We start from the raw sequence: 16,123 nt of genomic DNA on the forward strand, positions 1-16,123 counted from the left end.
GGGCGAGCGCTCGTCCCGCCGGGACGCCGGCCGGGTGGGCGCCTCAGATCTCGATGACGAGTTCCGGCCGGAAGTCTTCCTGCTCGCCCTTGTTGGCGTAGCCCAGCGGATTGGCCACGACGCGGCAGCGGTGCGGGACCTCGCCGCGCGGCCCGGTCGGCGACTCGACGAGGTAGTCCTGCAGGCAGTGCAAGTGGCCGTGGAGCCAGAGATCGGCGTAGGGGATCAGTTCGTCGAGCGCGTTGCAGAAGCCCGCCGTTCCGGGCGCCAGCCCGTAGCGCGGGTCCGCGCTGCGCAGACTGGGCGCGTAATGCGTGACCACCACGGTCTTCCCGTCGAAGGGCTGGGCCAAGGCCTCGCGCAGCCAGGCCTGGCACTCCAGCGCCAGATCGCGCTGGCGCTCGGCCAGCATGTGCTCGCCGTCGATCAAGGTCGAGTAACGGCGCAGATAGAAGTTGGCGGCGCGGAAAGCCTTCTCGCGCGCGGCAAGCTGCTTGGTGGGCGTCGGCTCGCGGGCGGCCAGGGCGTCGAAGTCCGCCCACAGCGTGGTGCCGAGGAAGCGCACGCCGTCGATGTCGATGCGCTCGCGGTCCAGCCACTCGATGCCCAGGTCCGCGCAGGTCTGGCGCAACCGGGCATGGGCGGTCGTGTACTCGATGCCGTCGTACTCGTGGTTCCCGGGCACGTACAGGACGCGCGGCCAGCCCGCGTCCTCGCGCTTCGGCGAGAACCGGCCCAATCCGAAGTCGTCGGTCACCAGCCGGGAGCCGGCCTGGTACGAGCCCACGTCGCCCGCGATCACCAGCAGGTCGACGCCGGGCAGGGCGGTGGTCTGGAAATCGGTCTGGCGCTCCAGGTGGAGGTCGGAAATCAGTTGCAGGCGCACGACGGAACGGGGCGAGTGGCGATCAAGCGGTTGATTCTGCCCGTGGTGGCCGATGTCATCGGCGTTCCGGCCGGATACTGCCCCGATGTCTTTCCCGCCCTCCGACGATCCCCCCGTCTCCGGCGAGCCGCCGGCGCGCGATGCGCCGCCCGCCGACGAACTCGAAGCCGCTCCGAAACCCACCGAGCCGCCCGCTTCGGCGCTGGCTCCGGCGCCAGGCCCGACTCCGATCCCGACTCCGACTCCGACTCCTGCATCGGCATCGGCACCAGATTCGGCCCCACCGTCGCCTTCCGTCCACGCCCACGCCCCCGCAGAGCCGGACTTCTTGTCCTCGGTGCGCGACGACCTCGCCGACTGGCGCCAGTGGCTGGCGCGGGCGGTCGTCCTGTCGTACGCGGTCGCGGCCGGACTGGCGGTGGTGCTCTTCACCTGGCTGAGCGATCAGGCGATCGGCGGCTTCGCGCGGCTGAGGGCCTGGGAGCCCATGGCCGTGCTGATCTGGACCCCCTGCTGGACGGCCGGTCTGGTCTGGCTGACGCGGCGATTCGCGCCGGGCGCCGCCGGCTCGGGCATTCCGCAGGTGATGGCGGCGTTGTCGCCCAGCGTCCCGCCGGCGCGTCGCGGGCTGTTCGTCTCGCTGCGCCTGAGCGCGGCCAAGATCCTTCTGACCTCGGGCGGGCTGCTCGGCGGCCTGGCCATCGGCCGGGAAGGGCCGTCCGTGCAGATCGCGGCGGGCGTGATGCAGCATGCGCAGCGCTGGTTGCCGCGGCGCTCGCCGCTGAACCACGACGGCCTGCTGGTGGCCGGGGGGGCCGCCGGCATCGCCGCCGCCTTCAACGCGCCGCTGGCCGGCGTGATGTTCGCCATCGAGGAGATGACCCGCAAGATCGAGCAGCGCAGCAGCGGCCTGATCATCGCGGCCATCGTGCTGTCGGGCCTGATGGCGGTCTCGGTGTTCGGCAACGCCAGCTACTTCGGCCGGCTGCGCGTCGATCGCCTGAGCTGGGCGCATCTGCTGCCCGGGTTGCTGACGGCGGTGGGCTGCGGTCTGCTGGGGGGTCTGTTCTCGCGGCTGCTGCAGCGCAGCCTGCTCGGCGGACCGGACCGCTTCAGCCGCTGGCGCGCCCGCTATCCGGTGCGCTTCGCCTTCGGCTGCGGCGTGGCCATCGCGATCATCGGCCTGGTCAGCCGCGGGGCCACCGACGGCAGCGGCTACGACTACACCCGCCGCCTCGTCGAGGGCCACCTCGACCTGCCCGTGCTCTACGTGACGCTGCGCATCGTGGCCACCTGGCTGGCGGTCTGGTCGGGCGTGCCGGGCGGCATCTTCGCGCCCTCGCTGGCGATCGGCGCCGGCATCGGCAGCGACATCGCGCAACTGGCGGGCACCGACGAGGGGGCCGCCGCGCTGATCGCCCTGGGCATGACGGCCTTCCTCGCCGCGGTCACCCAGGCGCCGCTGACGGCCTTCATCATCGTGATGGAGATGGTGGACGGCCACGCGATGGTGCTCAGCCTGATGGCGGCGGCGCTGCTGGCCAGCCTGGTGTCGCGCTGGATCAGCGTGCCGATCTATCACCGGCTCGCCCTGGCACAGCTGGCGCGCCTGCCCGCCGCGGAGGCGTCGCCTCCGGATCCGTCAATCCCGCCGCGCCCGCCGGCCCCCTGAGGGCCGCCCGGTGCGCGGGCGCCGGATTTCCGGGGGAGGGCTGTGCCACACTGCCCTCCGGCCGGCCCCCCGGCCCACAGCCATCAGAGAGGACCCGACAACGATGAAGATCCTGGTCGCCGTCGACGGCAGCACGTATTCCAAGCGCATGCTGGCCTATCTCTCCGCCCACGACGAGTGGCTCGGCGGAGCCCACGACTACACGGTCGTGCACGTCGTCTCCGCGGTCCCGCCGCGTGCGGCGGCCGTCATCGACAAGGCCACGCTGGCCGAGTACTACCAGGAGGAGGCGGACAAGGTGCTCAAGCCCATCCGCACCTTCATGGACAAACGCAACATCAAGGCGCAGTACGTCGTCAAGACGGGTCAGGCGTCGGAAGCGATCACCGCGGTCGCGGCCAAGGGCCGTTTCGACCTGCTGATGATGGGCTCGCACGGGCATACCGCCCTGGGCAAGCTGGTGCTGGGATCGGTCGCCACGAAGGTCATGGCGAACTGCGACATCCCGGTGCTGTTGATCCGCTGAGGCGTCACCGGGCGTGGATGCCCGGGCCAGGGCCGCGCGACGCGGCCCCGATCGCTCAACTGCGGCGGGTGCGCATCCAGGAGAGCGGGGACTCGGTCTCGGCGACCGGGCCCGGTGCGGACTCGGACTCCAGCCCATAGTCGCTGCGGCGGAAATCCTCGTACTCGCTGGCGTCGCCGAAGCTGGCCTCCATGCCGAAGGCGGTGCCCATGTCGGCGGGTTCCGGCTCGTGGGCGCCGGGGCTGTTGCGACGGAAAAGGCGCAGGGCGGAGGCGAAACTCATGATGGACCTCGTCGGCAAGTACGGGGTTGTCCGGCACGGCGCCGATGCGATGCGCCGCGGGCTGTGCCACAGTTTGAACGATCTCGTCTGCGGGAGAATCCCCAGATCCGGTGCCACATGAAAACCCGCACACAAATCCACACAGATTGCGGTATGCCCGCCACAGCTGCGGCGGAATAACCACGTACCCCACTTAGGTAGGATCCCCCCCTCAATGAGGGGTGACTATGCTCACGGCCTCCAGCAAATCGCTCGATGCCGTTTCATTTTTCATGTCCCCGCTGATTCACAAGTCGCTGACCTGGGCCATCGTCAGCAGCGTGGTGCTGATGTCCACGTGGCTGGCCAACAGTGTCCAGGACGCCCACGACCAAGGCGGTTTCCGCCTGCGTCTGGCGCAACAGGGCGCCGCGCCGGCGTCCGGCGCCGATGGCCATCGCGCTCACGCGTCGGTGCCGCAGGCCCACATCCAGGTCGCTTCCGCCAAGCGCTGAGCTCGGGAGCTTGCGGCCTCAGCCGCGCAGCGCCTGCCGCGCGCCCAGCGCCAGCGCTTCCCCGATCTGATCCAGCAAGGCCGGCGGTGATCCGCCCTCCGGGGCCGCGGCCGTCTCGCCGCCCAGTTTCCACTGGTGCCAGTAGAGCGCCACTTCCACCTGCACCTCCGGCCTGAGGGCCACCAGTTCCCCGCTCGCGAGCAGCGGCCGGACCTGCAACTCCGGCGCCACGCCGATCCCCCATCCCATCCGCACCGCGTTGACGTAGGCCTCGCTCGACGGCACGTAGCGCGCGTTCAGCCGCGCCGAGCGCAGCCCCATCGCCTGCCGGACCCATTGCTGCTGGGTGTCGTCCTTGCGGTTGAAGACCAGGAAGGGCACCTGCGCGAAGTTGGCGGCGCTCAGGCCCTGCGGCAGCGCCGACGCCACGAAGGCCGGACTCGCGATCGCGATGTAGGGCATCACCCCCAGCGGCTGGGCGATGCAACCGCGCAGCGCCTGCCGCACCGTGGTCACGCAGCCCAGCACCTCGCCCTGGCGCAGCCAGTCGTGGGTGAAGTCCTGGTCGTCGACCACCAGCTCCAGCCCGAAGCCCTCCCGCAGCCCGCGCTGCACCAGCGGATCCAGCGCGGGCAGCACCCAGGTCGCCAGGCTGTCGGCGTTGACGGCGATGGGCAGCCGCTCCGTCTGGGCGGACTGGACGCCCAGCTCCCGCACCACGTCCGAGCGCAAGGCCGCCAGCTGGCGCGCGTAGCGCAGCAGCCGCTTGCCGGGCTCCGTCAGCCGCAACGGACGCGAGCGCACCACCAGCAGCTGCCCCACCTGCGCCTCGAGGCTGCGCAGCCGTTGCGAGACCGCGCTCTGTGTGATGGCGAGCGTCTCGGCGGCGCGTTCGAAGCTGCGCTCGTCGGCCAGCGCGGCCAGGCAGTCCAGGCCGGCGGCGTCGAGGTCCTTCATCGTGGGCCTTTCATAAGCATCGCTAATGTCCCCGCTGAGATATTAATCCCACTTCATGGAATCGAAGTGCCTCAAGACAATCCGCAGTTCCGCCGGTGCTGCCGGCCCGGCCGGTCTCCGGCGCCTCGCTCCCTCTCCCCCACGACGCCATGTCCCCCTTCAGCACGGCCCTGATGCAAGGCTGGCTCACCGGAGCCGGCCTGATCGTCGCCATCGGCGCCCAGAACGCGCTGGTGCTGCGCCAGGGGCTGATGCGCCAGCACGTCGCGCCGGTGGTCTTCGTCTGCGCGATCTCGGACATCCTGCTGATCTGCCTGGGCGTCTTCGGCCTGGGCCGCCTGATCGCCGCGAGCCCGCTGCTGATGGAGATCTTCCGCTGGGGCGGCGCCGCGTTTCTGCTGAGCTACTCGGTCAAGGCGGGGCTGCGGGCGCTGTCGCCCAAGGCCGGCCTGCAGGCCCAGGCCGGGAGCGCCTCGCTGGGCGCGGTCCTGGGCAGCACGCTGGCCATGACCTATCTGAATCCGCATGTCTACCTCGACACCGTCGTGCTGCTCGGCACCGTCGGCGCGCAGCAGCCCGAGGGCATGCAGGCGCCGTTCGCCGCGGGCGCGTCGGTGGCCTCGTGGATGTGGTTCTCGCTGCTGGGCTTCGGCGCCGCGGCCGTGGCCGGGCCGTTGCGCCGGCCGGCGGTCTGGCGCAGCATCGACGCCTTGATCGCGATCGTGATGGCCGTGCTCGGACTGCAGCTGATCCTGCGCCCGCTGGCCTGACCAGGACCCCATCCGCGGAACCACAAGTTCTCCCAGGAGCTCCTCCATGAAAGTCATCGTCCTCGGCGCCGGCATCATCGGCATCCACACCGCCTGGTACCTGCTGGACCAGGGCCACGACGTGGTCGTCGTCGACCGCCAGCCCGACGCGGCGCTGGAAACCAGCTTCGCCAACGGCGCGCAGATCTCGGTCTGCTTCTGCGAGCCCTGGGCCAATGCCGGCGCGCCGTTCAAGGTCGCCAAATGGCTGCTGCGCGACGACGCGCCGCTGCTGTTCCGCCCGCGCCTGGATCCCGCGCAATGGCGCTGGGGCCTGAGCTTCCTGGGCCAGTGCACGACCGCCGCCTTCGAGCGCAACGTCGAGCAACTGGTCCACCTGGGCCGCTACAGCCACCAGTCGCTGCAGTCGCTGGTCGCCGAGACCGGCATCGAGTACAACCGCCTGACCAAGGGCATCCTGCACTTCTTCGGCAGCGAGGCAGACTTCGAGGCCGGCGCGCAAGGCGCCGAGATCATGCGCCGTCACGGCGTCGATCGCCGCATCCTCAGCCGCGAGGAGACGCTGGCCATCGAGCCCGCGCTGCGCTCGGCCGGCCAGGCGGTCTTCGGGGGCACCTACACGCCCAGCGACGAGTCCGGCGACGCCCGCGTCTTCACCCAGGCGCTGGCGCGTCTGGCCGCCAAGCGCGGCGCGCAGTTCCACTGGAACCACGACATCGTGACCCTGCAGCCGCAGGGTTCGGAGATCGCCGGCGTGCAGATCAAGTCGCGCGAGACCGGCGAGACGCAATGGCTCAAGGGCGACGCCTACGTCGTGGCGCTGGCCTCCTACGCGCCGGGCCTGATGAAATCGGTCGGCGAGCACCTGAACATCTATCCGGCCAAGGGCTACTCGGCCACGCTGCGTCTGAAGAAGCCCGAGCAGGCCAGCACCGTCAGCCTGCTGGACGACGCCCGCAAGATCGCGATCTCGCGCCTGGGCGACCACGTCCGCATCGCCGGCACGGCCGAGCTCGTGGGCCTGGACACCAGCCTGGACAGCCCGACCTCCAAGGTCCGCTGCGAATCCCTGGTGCGCCGCTACGAGGAGCTCTTCCCCGGCGTGGCCGATCTGTCCGAGCCCAACTACTGGACCGGCCTGCGCCCCAGCACGCCGACCAACGTGCCCTACATCGGCCGCAGCCAGAAGGCGTCCAACCTGTGGATCAACGCCGGCCACGGCACGCTGGGCTGGACGCACGGCGCCGGCTCCGGCCGCGCGCTGGCCGAGCTGATGAGCGGCAAGCGCCCGGATCTGGCCTTCGGTTTCTACGGCGACGCGCTGCCCGCCAAGGCGGTCCGCAGCCTGCAGACGGCGTGAGCGGCTGGGGTCCTCCGGCCCGCTGATCCCGGGGAGCCCCTGCCGGCGTCATCGCCGGGCAGGGGGCCCACAACCAGGGCGCGGCTAGAATCCGCGCCCTTTTCCATTTCGGCCGCGCCATGTCTTCCTCGCCTTCCGACCTGCCGCGCGATTTCTGCGCGATCGACTTCGGCACCTCCAACTCCGCCGTGGCGGTGCCCGATGCCGCTCGTCCCGGCGCGATGCGCCTGGTGACGCTGGAGGGCGACCACCCGACCATGCCCACCGCGGTGTTCTATTTCGCCGAGGGCCGACATGACGCCGACGGTCCGCCGCGGGCCTTCGGCCGGGCGGCGCTGGCCGCCTATGTCGAGGGCACGGACGGCCGGCTGATGCGCTCGATGAAGAGCATCCTGGGCTCCAGCCTGATCGACCAGGTCACCGACGTGGGCGGCGGCCGCGGCGTGAAGTACGCCGACATGCTGGCCGGCTACCTGAAGCGGCTGCGCCGCCAGGCCGCTTCCGCCGACGGCCGCGAGCCGCGTCGCGTGGTCCTGGGCCGCCCGGTCTACTTCGTCGACGGCGAGCCCGAGCGCGACGCCGCGGCGCAGGCCTCGCTGACCGCCGCCGCGCGCGCGGTCGGCTTCGAGGACGTGCACTTCCAGTTCGAGCCCATCGCCGCGGCCTTCGACTACGAGCAGCAGGCCGAAAGCGAGCAGCTGGTCCTGGTGGCCGACATCGGCGGCGGCACCTCGGACTTCTCGCTGGTGCGCGTCGGTCCGGACCGGATCAAGCGCCTGGACCGCCGCGAGGACATCCTGGCCAGCCACGGCGTGCACATCGCCGGCACCGACTTCGACCGCCACATCGAGCTGACCGGCATCCTGCGGGAATTCGGCTACCGCGCCCACGGCCCGTCGCGGCCCGGCCAGCCGCCGCGCGAAGTGCCCAGCGGCATCTACTTCGACCTGGCCACCTGGCACCTGATCAACACCTGCTACAGCCCGCAGCGCGTCATGGAGCTGCGCAACATGAAGAGCTTCTACGGTGATGCCCGTCACCATCAGCGCCTCATGACCGTGCTGGAGGAGCGTCTGGGCCACGAGCTGGCCCATCGCGCCGAGGACGCCAAGATCGCCGTGGCCGGCGGGGGCGGCTGTTCCATCGACCTGGGCCTGATCGAGTCGGGCCTGAACGTGGATCTGTCCGAGGACGCCGCCGTCGGCGCCCTGAGCGGCGACATCGAGCGCATCGCCGAGGCCGGCCGCGACACCGTGGCCCGCGCCGGGCTCAAGCCTTCGGACGTGGACGCCCTGTACTTCACCGGCGGCTCCACCGGCCTGCGCCTGCTGGCCGAGCGCATCGCCGCCGACTACCCGGCGGCGCGCCAGGTGCGCGGCGACCGGTTCGCTTCGGTGGCGACCGGCCTGGGCCTGCATGCGGCGCGCTTGTTCGCTGCGTGACTTAACCTGGGGATGACCCGGGGGGGTGAACCCGGACGGCGGGGGGAGGCGCTGCTAGATTGCCGCCTTTGCTTCACGTTCCAGATACATGTCGATGCCTCGCCGCCCCCTGTCGCTGATCCTCTCCCTCGCTGCCGCCTTCGGCGGCTTCGTGTCCAGCGCGGGCGCCACATCGACCGCCGCCCCGGCTTCGACCGGGGCCGAGGCCGCGCCCGCCGGCGCGCCGGCGCAGACCTACCGCCAGCCTTCCGCCGCCATGCGCGCGGTGCTCGACGCCAAGCCGCTGCCGAGCTACCAGGTGTCCGGCGACCAGCGCACGCTGGCGATTCTCGAGAACCGCAAGTTCCGCGCGATCTCCGAGCTGGCCCGCCCGGTGCTGCGCCAGGCTGGCCTGCGCTTCGACCCCGCCACCGACAGCCCGCAGCTGATCACCGCCATCGACGGCCTGACGCTGCGCGCGCTGCCTGACGGCGCCGAGCGCCGCATCGCGCTGCCCACCGGCGGCGCCTTCCACCATCTGCGCTTCTCGCCCGACGGCAAGCGCTTCCTGCTGAACCGCCGGACCGATTCGGCCGTCGAGCTGTGGGTCGGCGATGTCGCCACCGGCCAGCTCAAGGCGGTGCCCAAGCTCAAGCTGCACACCTTCCTGGAAAGCAGCCTGGTCTGGGTGAACGACCATGAGGTGCTGCTGCTGAGCGTGCCCGCCAAGCGGGGGCCGGCGCCGACCTTCAGCGCGCCCTCGGGCCCGGCCATCCAGGAATCGCTGGGCCGCAACTCGCCGGAGCGGACCCAGCAGGACTTGCTGACCAATCCGCAGGATGCGGCCGTGTTCGCGCATCACGCGACCTCGCAGCTCACCCGCGTCGATCTGGCCACTGGCGCTGTCCATGCGATCGGCGAGCCCGGCATGTTCGTCCATCTCGAGGCCCTGGGCGCCGGTGGGGGCCAGGTCTTGACCACGCGCCTGCAGCAGCCCTTCAACTACCAGGTCGGCTGGGACGACTTCGCCGCGCAGGCCGAGGTGCGCGACCTCGCCGGCAAGGTGATCCCCGTGGGCCGTCGCAAGCTCAAGGAAGGCGTGCCCGTCGAGGGCGTCATCACCGGCCCGCGTCACTTCTTCGCCTCCCCGGGCGCGGACGCGGCGGTGTACTGGGTCGAGGCGCTGGACGGTGGCGACAACCGCGTGCAGGCGCCCAACCGCGATCGTCTGATGCGTCTGGACGCGCCGTACACCGGCGCGCCGCGCGAGGTCTATCGCGTCGCGCAGCGCCTGTCCAAGCTCGACTTCCTCGAGGGCGGCCGCCAGGCGCTGGTGCAGGACTTCGACCTGACGAAGATGCGCACCTCGACCGAGCTGGTGACCATGGACGGCAGCGCCCCGGGCAAGCGCCTGGTGGAGCGCTCGGTGCGCGACCGCTACCGCGATCCCGGCACGCCGCAGACGCGCACCCAGGCCAACGGCCGCCACGTCGTGCGCGTCGACGGCGGCGCGCTCTGGTACTTCGGTACCGGCGCGAGCCCCGAGGGCGACAAGCCCTTCATCGACCGCCTCACGCTGGCCGACAACAAGACCACGCGCGTGTTCCAGTCCGGCCGCAACGGCGACGCCGCGCACTATGAGCGTCCGCTCGCGGTGCTGGATGCCGCCGGCACGCAGGTGCTGACGGTGCGCGAGAGCGTCAACGAGCCGGGCAACGTGATGCTGCGCGCCGGCGCCGCGCTGGCCGATCTCAAGCCGCTGACCGACGCCAAGGACCCGACGCCGCAGCTGCGCGACATCAAGCGCGAGTTCGTCCGCTTCAAGCGCGCCGACGGCGTGGAACTGTCGTTCTGGTTGTACCTGCCGCCGGGCTACAAGGCCGGCGAGCGTCGCCCGACCTTCGTCTGGGCCTACCCGCTGGAGTACACCGACGCGTCGACGGCCGGCCAGGTGAGCGGTTCCGGCAATCGCTTCAACACCTTCGCCGGCACCAGCCCGCTGATGCTGCTGCTGGACGGCTACGTGGTGCTGATGGACGCGACCATGCCGGTGGTGGGCGATCCCAAGACGGTGAACGACAGCTTCATCGCGCAGATCACCGCCAACGCGCAGGCCGTCATCGACAAGGCGGTGGATCTGGGCGTGAGCGACCGCGAGAAGTTCGTCGTCGGCGGCCACAGCTACGGCGCCTTCATGACGGCGAATCTCCTCGCCCACACCGACCTGTTCAAGGCCGGCATCGCGCGCAGCGGCGCCTACAACCGCAGCCTGACGCCGTTCGGCTTCCAGAGCGAGCGTCGCACCTACTGGGAGGCGCAGGACGTCTACCAGAAGCTCTCGCCGTTCAACTACGCCGACAAGCTGAAGGAGCCGCTGCTGCTGATCCACGGCGACGCGGACAACAACTCCGGCACCTTCCCGATCCAGAGCGCGCGCCTGTACCAGGCGCTGGCGGGCACGGGCGGCAACGTGCGCTATGTCTCGCTGCCGTACGAGTCGCACGGCTACTCGGCGCGCGAGTCGCTGGGCCACACGCTGTGGGAGATGAGCGACTGGATGCGCCGTCAGGTCGGTCCGGGCGCGCCCACGGGCGGCGCCACCGACCCGAAGGCGCCTTCGGCACGCTGAGCGCCGAAGGGGGCGACGCGATCAGCGCGGTCCGCGAGGCCCGCCCTGGCTGCCGGTCCCCGGGCCGCGGGAGAAGCCCCCCCTCGGCGGGCCCCCGCGCGAGGGGCCGCCCCGCGGCGGTCCCGGCCGACGCGGCGCGTTGCGCGGCGCCGGTTGCGGACGCGAGACGTCGGCCAGCAGCAGGCTGGCGCGCACCAGGCACTCGACGGCCTCGTCCAGATCGGCGGAGGGCTCCAGACCCTCGATCTCCTCGAGCAGCGCGTCCGCGTCCTCGAGGTCCTCGGGATCCAGGTGCATGTAGAGCTGCGCGAGCGGCTCGGTGAGCTGGCTCTCGTCCAGATTCATCAGCGCGGGGAAGAGGTCCGCCGCGAGCGCGAAGCCCGCGACCCAGGGGAGCACGGTCTCGGACGGGGACGCGTCCTCGTCGAGCTCGAACACCCAGGGATCGAACCACTGGCGATCGTTGATCGCCTGCTTGAGCTCGCGCTCGCGGCGCTGCACCAGTTGCAGCAGCGGCTGGGCGTCGTAGCCGGCCGGCGCGGCGCGGCCTTCCTCGCTGTCGAGCACCCAGCGCCACCAGTCGGAGAGCGGCACCGGCTTGGGCTGCAGGATCACGGCGACCAGGAAGCCGTCCAGCATCGAGGCGTCCAGGGGTTCGAACGGCGCGGGCACTTCGTCGAGCAGCGCTTGCAGCTCCTCGAGATCGTCATCGCTCCACTCCGGCGGCGGGGCCGACACGGCGGCGGCGGCGCGCGCTCCTTGCGGGGGACGACGGGGGGAATGTTGCTGGGGCTTCTTGGGCGCGGTCATGGGGGGCGATTATCCCGGTGACGCCGAACGAGCTGCCGCCGTCCTCCCTTCGCGCGACGAGGCGCGTGCCCGGGCACGTCGAGGGATGCCGAAAGCCACGGCGGTTTCGTGCGCTACCGAACATTGGTCGCGGTACCGGCGTCGAGTTTCCGCAATGCGGATCGATGTTTACACCTGCTGACCATTTTGAGAGGTCTTCCCACCTCCAGGGGATGTCACCCCCTCAGGGTTCGCCCTAGAGTCCACATCACGCGTTCCGAAAGACACCACTTTGGAATGCACCGATCCCAACGACGTCCTTTCTAGGACTTGCAACGCCCGGTCAGCTCCGCTGGTCGGGCGTCCTTTTTTGTGGGTCGGGGAGAGCGGCGGCGGGCCCCGCGGCCCTTAGCATCGCGCGATGCCAGAGACCGCCTCGAACCTCTCCATGCCTTCCGGTCACGTGGTCGAGCCCGTGACGATCGCGCTCACCGCGGTGGGCGCCGACGACGTCGAGGCGCTGGTCGCGCTGCGCATCGCCGCGATGCGCGACAGCCTCGAGCGCATCGGCCGCTTCGATCCGCTACGTGCCCGCGAGCGCTTCCTGTCCAGCTTCGATCCCACGCGCACGCGGCACATCGTCGTCCAGGGGCGGCCCGTCGGGTTCGTCGTCACGACGCCGATGGCGGCCTGGCTGTCCCTGGACCACCTCTACCTCGATCCCGCCTGGCAAGGCCAGCGCATCGGCGCCGCCGTGCTGACGGAGGTCTTCGCCGAAGCCGAGGCGCTGGGGCTGCCCGTGCGCGTCGGCGCGCTGAAGCAGAGCGACTCGAACCGCTTCTACCAGCGCCACGGCTTCACGCTGGTGGAGGAGGGCGAGTTCGATCTTTACTACCTGCGATCCCCGCGTGGGACCGTGACCGCATGAGCGCCGCCTTCTACGACCAGCTCGCCCCGTTCTATCACCTGCTCTACGGGGACTGGGACGCGTCGATCCATGACCAGGGGGCCGCGCTGGCGAAGCTCCTGATCGCGCGCGGCGTGCCGGTGGGCGCCCGGGTGCTCGACGCCGCCTGCGGCATCGGCACGCAGACGCTCGGGCTCGCGGGCGAAGGGTATGTGATGGCGGCGTCCGATCTGTCGCCGGGCGGCGTCGCCCGCCTCGACGAGGAGGCCGCGCGCCGTGGGCTCGCCGTGAGCTCCCGCGTCGACGACCTGCGCACGCTGGCCGGCGCCGCGGACGGCTCGCTCGACGCCGTCATCGCCTGCGACAACAGCATCCCGCATCTGCTCACCGACGAGGCGCTGCTCCAGTCCTTCCGCAACTGCCTGCGCGTGCTGCGCGCCGGAGGCCTGGCGGTCTTCTCGGTGCGCGACTACGCCGCCATTCCGCGCGTGCATCCCGACGTCCGCCCCTACGGCCTGCGACGCGAGGGGACGGATCGATTCCTGGCGGTGCAGGCCTGGGAATGGGAGGGTGACCAGTACGACGTCCGCATGTACCTGACCCGCGAGGCGGCCGACGGCGCGTGCTCGACGCAGGTGATGAAGGCGCGCTACTACGCCGTCACCATCGATCGCCTGCTGGCCTTGATGGCCCAGGCCGGATTCACCGACCTCGAGCGGCTCGACGACGTGCTCTTCCAGCCGGTGCTGGTGGGACGCAGGCCCGGACCCCGGACGGTCTCGCGATGAACGGCGCGGACACCGACTTCGACGTGGCGGCACCCGTACCGCGCCGCCGCCGAGCGCGACCCGCGCGCCGCCGCGCTCAATGGAACACGATCGCGCCCCCGTTCGCGCACAGCCTGAAGGCCTTCGCCCAGTCGGCATAGGACTCCCGGAACTCCGCGTCGGGGTGCTTGTCCGCCGCCGGCTGGAAGCGGATGAAGTCCGCGTGGACCCGTTGGCAGGTCACCGGCCCGATGAGGCCCTCGGCGTCGGAGAAGGCGATCAGCTCCCAGAACGGGCCGCTCTTGCGCTGCCACGCCGTGGCGTCGTAGCGGGGCTCGGGCGGATTGCCGCGCAGGAACGAGGCCATCGTCGGAGGATAGCCCCCCAGCTTCGCGAGCTCGTTGCGCCAGGCGCTGTAACCCGAGTAGGACCCGGCCCGGAACTCGAAGGAGGTCTGGAAGCGATAGACCTTGCCCGGCGTCAGGCCCTCGGCCCGCTCCGGAAAGTGCACCACGTCCAGCCGGACTTCCTTGCGGTCCAGCGGTTCTCCTTCCGCGTTCAGCCGCGGCGACGCCACGAGGGAGACGCGCTCGTACGCGGTGATGTCCAGCCCGGCATGGGCCGCGATCGGGCACAGCGCCATGGCCGAGAGGGCGGCCATGGCGACGAGGCGGCGACCGGCTGGACTGAGGACGGCGCTCATTCCATGCCCTCCGGCACCGGCAGGCCGCTGCGGCGGATCGCCGCGACGATGCCGGGTTGCGCCTGGCGCGCGGCCTCGAAGTCCGCCGCGGCCGCGGCGGCATCGCCGAGGCGGCTCAGCGCCAGGCCGCGACCGAAGCGCGTCCAGGGCCGGCCCGGGGACTCCAGCGCGATGGACTTGTCGAAGGCCTCCTTCGCACGCGCGGCATCGTCCAGCCGCAGGTAGGTCCAGCCCAGCGCATCCCGGTAACGCGGCGAGCGACTGTCCTTCTCGATCGACCGCTGGCAGTCCTGGAGCGCGAGCGCCAGGTCCACGCCCCGGCGCGTGCGCAGCCAGCAGCGCTCGTTGAACAGGTCGGCCTGGGCATCGTCGTGCGGATGGCTGGCCAGCCACTGATCCCATTGCCGCACCGCTTCCGGGACCATGTCGAAGCGCGCGTACAGGCGGCCCATCGCCGCGCGCGCGTTGGCGCCGGCCGGCTCCGACCGGTCGAGCGCCGCCAGATCGGCGAGCGCGGTGGCGCGCTCGTCCTTGCCGAGCAGGTCGATGCGCATCAGCCGCGCCTCGACCAGACCGGGATCCAGCCGGATCGCCTCGGCGGCATCCGCGGCCGCCGGCGCGCGCTGGTTCATCGCGAGACGGACACGCGCGCGGAGCAGGAAGAAGTCGCCCTGGTCCGGCTTGAGCGCGCAGGCGCGGTCCAGATCCTCGAGCGCGGCCTTGAGCTTGCCGGCCGCCAGCGACGCGCTGCCGCGACGGGCCAGCGCGGCGGCGTCGTCATCGGCGACCTGCTCGGGCGCGGCGGCATAGCGCTGATCCAGTCGGGTCCGCGGCGCGCCGCGCTGTTGCCAGAAGGCCGGCGTGCCGTTCCACGTCGCGTAGACCTTGCGCTGCGCGTAGGAGACGTAGATCCGGTGGGACAGGAAATAGTCCAGCCCGAGGAGCATGTCGAACACACCGTCGCCATCGACCTCGTCGACCCGCAGCCGCTGCAGCGTGATGCGCTCGCCGCCGAGCTGGAAGCTGTCGATGTCGGCGAGCCACGAGGCCTTGCGTCCCTCGCCGCCCCCGGTCGCATAGCCGTCGGCGGCCAGGCGCTCGCGCGGGATGCCGGCCTGGCGGGCCGCCGCCAGCGTCAGCGAGGTCGCGGGCGCGCCCGTGTCCATCAGGGCCGTGATCCTGGCCTCGTTGACGGTGACCGGCACACGGATGGCGAGGCTCTTGGGGTTGTTGGTCAGGAAGGGCGTGACGATGACGGGCGCGTCGCCGGCCCAGTACGCCATGCTGGCCTGCGTGCAGTCGCCCTCGGGGAAGACGAGCCGCACCACGCCGTGGGCCAGGTCGTACTCCGTGTCGCCGAGCGCGAGGATGTCGCGGCCGAGCACGCCCTGGATGCCGCTGCCCAGCTCGTTGATGCCGACGACGAAGTCGACGTCCTTGAGCTCCGCGCTGCCCAGGCCGACCTTGGCGACGCGGGTCATGCGGGCCTTGATGTTGCCGGTGTAGCCGACGATGGTCCGCCCGTAGGGCATCGGGCGCAACGTCAGCTGGAGCGCCTCGGCGGTGGAGGGGAAGACGAAGCTGTCGCTCGCGCCGCTGTCGAGCAGCATCCGCACTTCCGTGCCATTGAGCGTGAGCGTCGCGATGGGCCGGTAGTTGACGATGTGCACCGGGATCGTCATCGGCTGCATCCGGCAATCCGCGGCCGCGGCGGAGACCGCCGTCAGGACCAGCGCGATGCCGGTGATGGTCCTCGTGGCCAGTCGCCGCAACGATCGGCCTGTCGCGGTCCGCGCCACTGTCGTGTGATTCGAGCTCACCGTCTTCCTCCCTGGCATCCGCCCGCGCCGGTTGGTTGTCGCGCGGGAGGTGCCGGACTCTACTTCAGGCCCCGGACGGTGCCGGAAGTCGGCGGCGGGCGAAGGTGGTGGGCGGATCGGGAGACAGGCGTGTCCCGGT

15 protein-coding genes are annotated in these 16,123 nt (G+C 71.2%); 9 read left to right on the forward strand and 6 right to left on the reverse strand.

The window, feature by feature from the left end; translation table 11 throughout:
• Window positions 1–43: 43 nt before the first annotated feature.
• Window positions 44–886, reverse strand: coding sequence for a metallophosphoesterase (locus tag MCHT01_RS14955; protein ID WP_067066143.1), 843 nt, complete (start codon window positions 884–886; stop codon window positions 44–46).
• A 328-nt stretch (window positions 887–1,214) separates the two neighbouring features.
• On the opposite strand from MCHT01_RS14955, the gene MCHT01_RS14960 reads away from it, so the two are divergent.
• The gene (locus MCHT01_RS14960; protein WP_067066144.1) at window positions 1,215–2,558 is read left to right on the forward strand and encodes a chloride channel protein; all 1,344 of its coding nucleotides are present in this window, start codon (window positions 1,215–1,217) and stop codon (window positions 2,556–2,558) included.
• A 103-nt stretch (window positions 2,559–2,661) separates the two neighbouring features.
• Window positions 2,662–3,084: a universal stress protein gene (locus MCHT01_RS14965; RefSeq protein WP_067066145.1), complete on the forward strand. Its 423-nt coding sequence runs from the start codon at window positions 2,662–2,664 to the stop codon at window positions 3,082–3,084.
• A 55-nt stretch (window positions 3,085–3,139) separates the two neighbouring features.
• Here MCHT01_RS14965 and MCHT01_RS14970 read toward each other — a convergent pair whose 3' ends face one another.
• Window positions 3,140–3,367: a hypothetical protein gene (locus MCHT01_RS14970; RefSeq protein ID WP_067066146.1), complete on the reverse strand. Its 228-nt coding sequence runs from the start codon at window positions 3,365–3,367 to the stop codon at window positions 3,140–3,142.
• A 272-nt stretch (window positions 3,368–3,639) separates the two neighbouring features.
• Here MCHT01_RS14970 and MCHT01_RS14975 point away from each other — a divergent pair, with 272 nt between their 5' ends.
• Window positions 3,640–3,861 carry a hypothetical protein gene (locus MCHT01_RS14975; protein ID WP_067066147.1) on the forward strand — a complete coding sequence of 74 codons (222 nt, stop codon included), beginning with the start codon at window positions 3,640–3,642 and terminating at the stop codon, window positions 3,859–3,861.
• Between the two features lie 18 nt (window positions 3,862–3,879).
• Here the strand turns inward: MCHT01_RS14975 and MCHT01_RS14980 are convergent, their stop codons facing one another.
• Complete coding sequence (locus MCHT01_RS14980) at window positions 3,880–4,818, reverse strand: LysR family transcriptional regulator ArgP (protein WP_067066148.1); 939 nt, start codon at window positions 4,816–4,818, stop codon at window positions 3,880–3,882.
• A 149-nt stretch (window positions 4,819–4,967) separates the two neighbouring features.
• Here MCHT01_RS14980 and MCHT01_RS14985 point away from each other — a divergent pair, with 149 nt between their 5' ends.
• The 4 genes from MCHT01_RS14985 (at window position 4,968) to MCHT01_RS15000 (ending at window position 10,998) form a co-directional block, all read left to right on the forward strand.
• Window positions 4,968–5,588, forward strand: a complete 621-nt coding sequence (locus tag MCHT01_RS14985; RefSeq protein ID WP_067066149.1) for a LysE/ArgO family amino acid transporter — start codon at window positions 4,968–4,970, stop codon at window positions 5,586–5,588.
• A 46-nt stretch (window positions 5,589–5,634) separates the two neighbouring features.
• Window positions 5,635–6,948 (forward strand): D-amino acid dehydrogenase, encoded by a 1,314-nt coding sequence (locus tag MCHT01_RS14990; protein WP_067066150.1) that lies wholly within the window; start codon window positions 5,635–5,637, stop codon window positions 6,946–6,948.
• A 119-nt stretch (window positions 6,949–7,067) separates the two neighbouring features.
• A complete protein-coding gene (locus MCHT01_RS14995) occupies window positions 7,068–8,390 on the forward strand; it encodes an Hsp70 family protein (RefSeq protein WP_067066151.1) in 1,323 nt (440 codons plus the stop codon).
• A 94-nt stretch (window positions 8,391–8,484) separates the two neighbouring features.
• Window positions 8,485–10,998 carry a prolyl oligopeptidase family serine peptidase gene (locus MCHT01_RS15000; RefSeq protein ID WP_148661540.1) on the forward strand — a complete coding sequence of 838 codons (2,514 nt, stop codon included), beginning with the start codon at window positions 8,485–8,487 and terminating at the stop codon, window positions 10,996–10,998.
• A gap of 21 nt (window positions 10,999–11,019) precedes the next feature.
• On the opposite strand, the gene MCHT01_RS15005 is transcribed toward MCHT01_RS15000, so the two are convergent.
• On the reverse strand, window positions 11,020–11,808 hold the full coding sequence (locus tag MCHT01_RS15005; protein ID WP_084452685.1) for a YecA/YgfB family protein: 789 nt from the start codon (window positions 11,806–11,808) through the stop codon (window positions 11,020–11,022).
• Window positions 11,809–12,235: 427 nt separating this feature from the next.
• Between MCHT01_RS15005 and MCHT01_RS15010 the strand changes: the two genes are divergently transcribed.
• Entirely contained in the window at window positions 12,236–12,715 is a 480-nt protein-coding gene (locus MCHT01_RS15010; RefSeq protein WP_067066153.1) for a GNAT family N-acetyltransferase, read from the forward strand.
• On the forward strand, window positions 12,712–13,482 hold the full coding sequence (locus MCHT01_RS15015; RefSeq protein WP_067066154.1) for a class I SAM-dependent methyltransferase: 771 nt from the start codon (window positions 12,712–12,714) through the stop codon (window positions 13,480–13,482). Before MCHT01_RS15010 ends, MCHT01_RS15015 begins: the two co-directional genes overlap by 4 nt.
• A gap of 76 nt (window positions 13,483–13,558) precedes the next feature.
• Here the strand turns inward: MCHT01_RS15015 and MCHT01_RS15020 are convergent, their stop codons facing one another.
• Both MCHT01_RS15020 and MCHT01_RS15025 read right to left on the reverse strand, forming a co-directional pair.
• The gene (locus tag MCHT01_RS15020; protein WP_067066155.1) at window positions 13,559–14,164 is read right to left on the reverse strand and encodes a hypothetical protein; all 606 of its coding nucleotides are present in this window, start codon (window positions 14,162–14,164) and stop codon (window positions 13,559–13,561) included.
• The gene (locus tag MCHT01_RS15025; protein WP_169806142.1) at window positions 14,161–15,984 is read right to left on the reverse strand and encodes a retropepsin-like aspartic protease; all 1,824 of its coding nucleotides are present in this window, start codon (window positions 15,982–15,984) and stop codon (window positions 14,161–14,163) included. The genes MCHT01_RS15020 and MCHT01_RS15025 overlap by 4 nt, the downstream gene beginning before the upstream one ends.
• Between the last annotated feature and the right edge of the window lie 139 nt (window positions 15,985–16,123).

Source organism: Mitsuaria chitosanitabida ATCC BAA-476 = NBRC 102408 (assembly GCF_001598255.1).
In the GTDB taxonomy this organism is placed as follows: Bacteria; Pseudomonadota; Gammaproteobacteria; order Burkholderiales; family Burkholderiaceae_C; genus Roseateles; species Roseateles chitosanitabidus.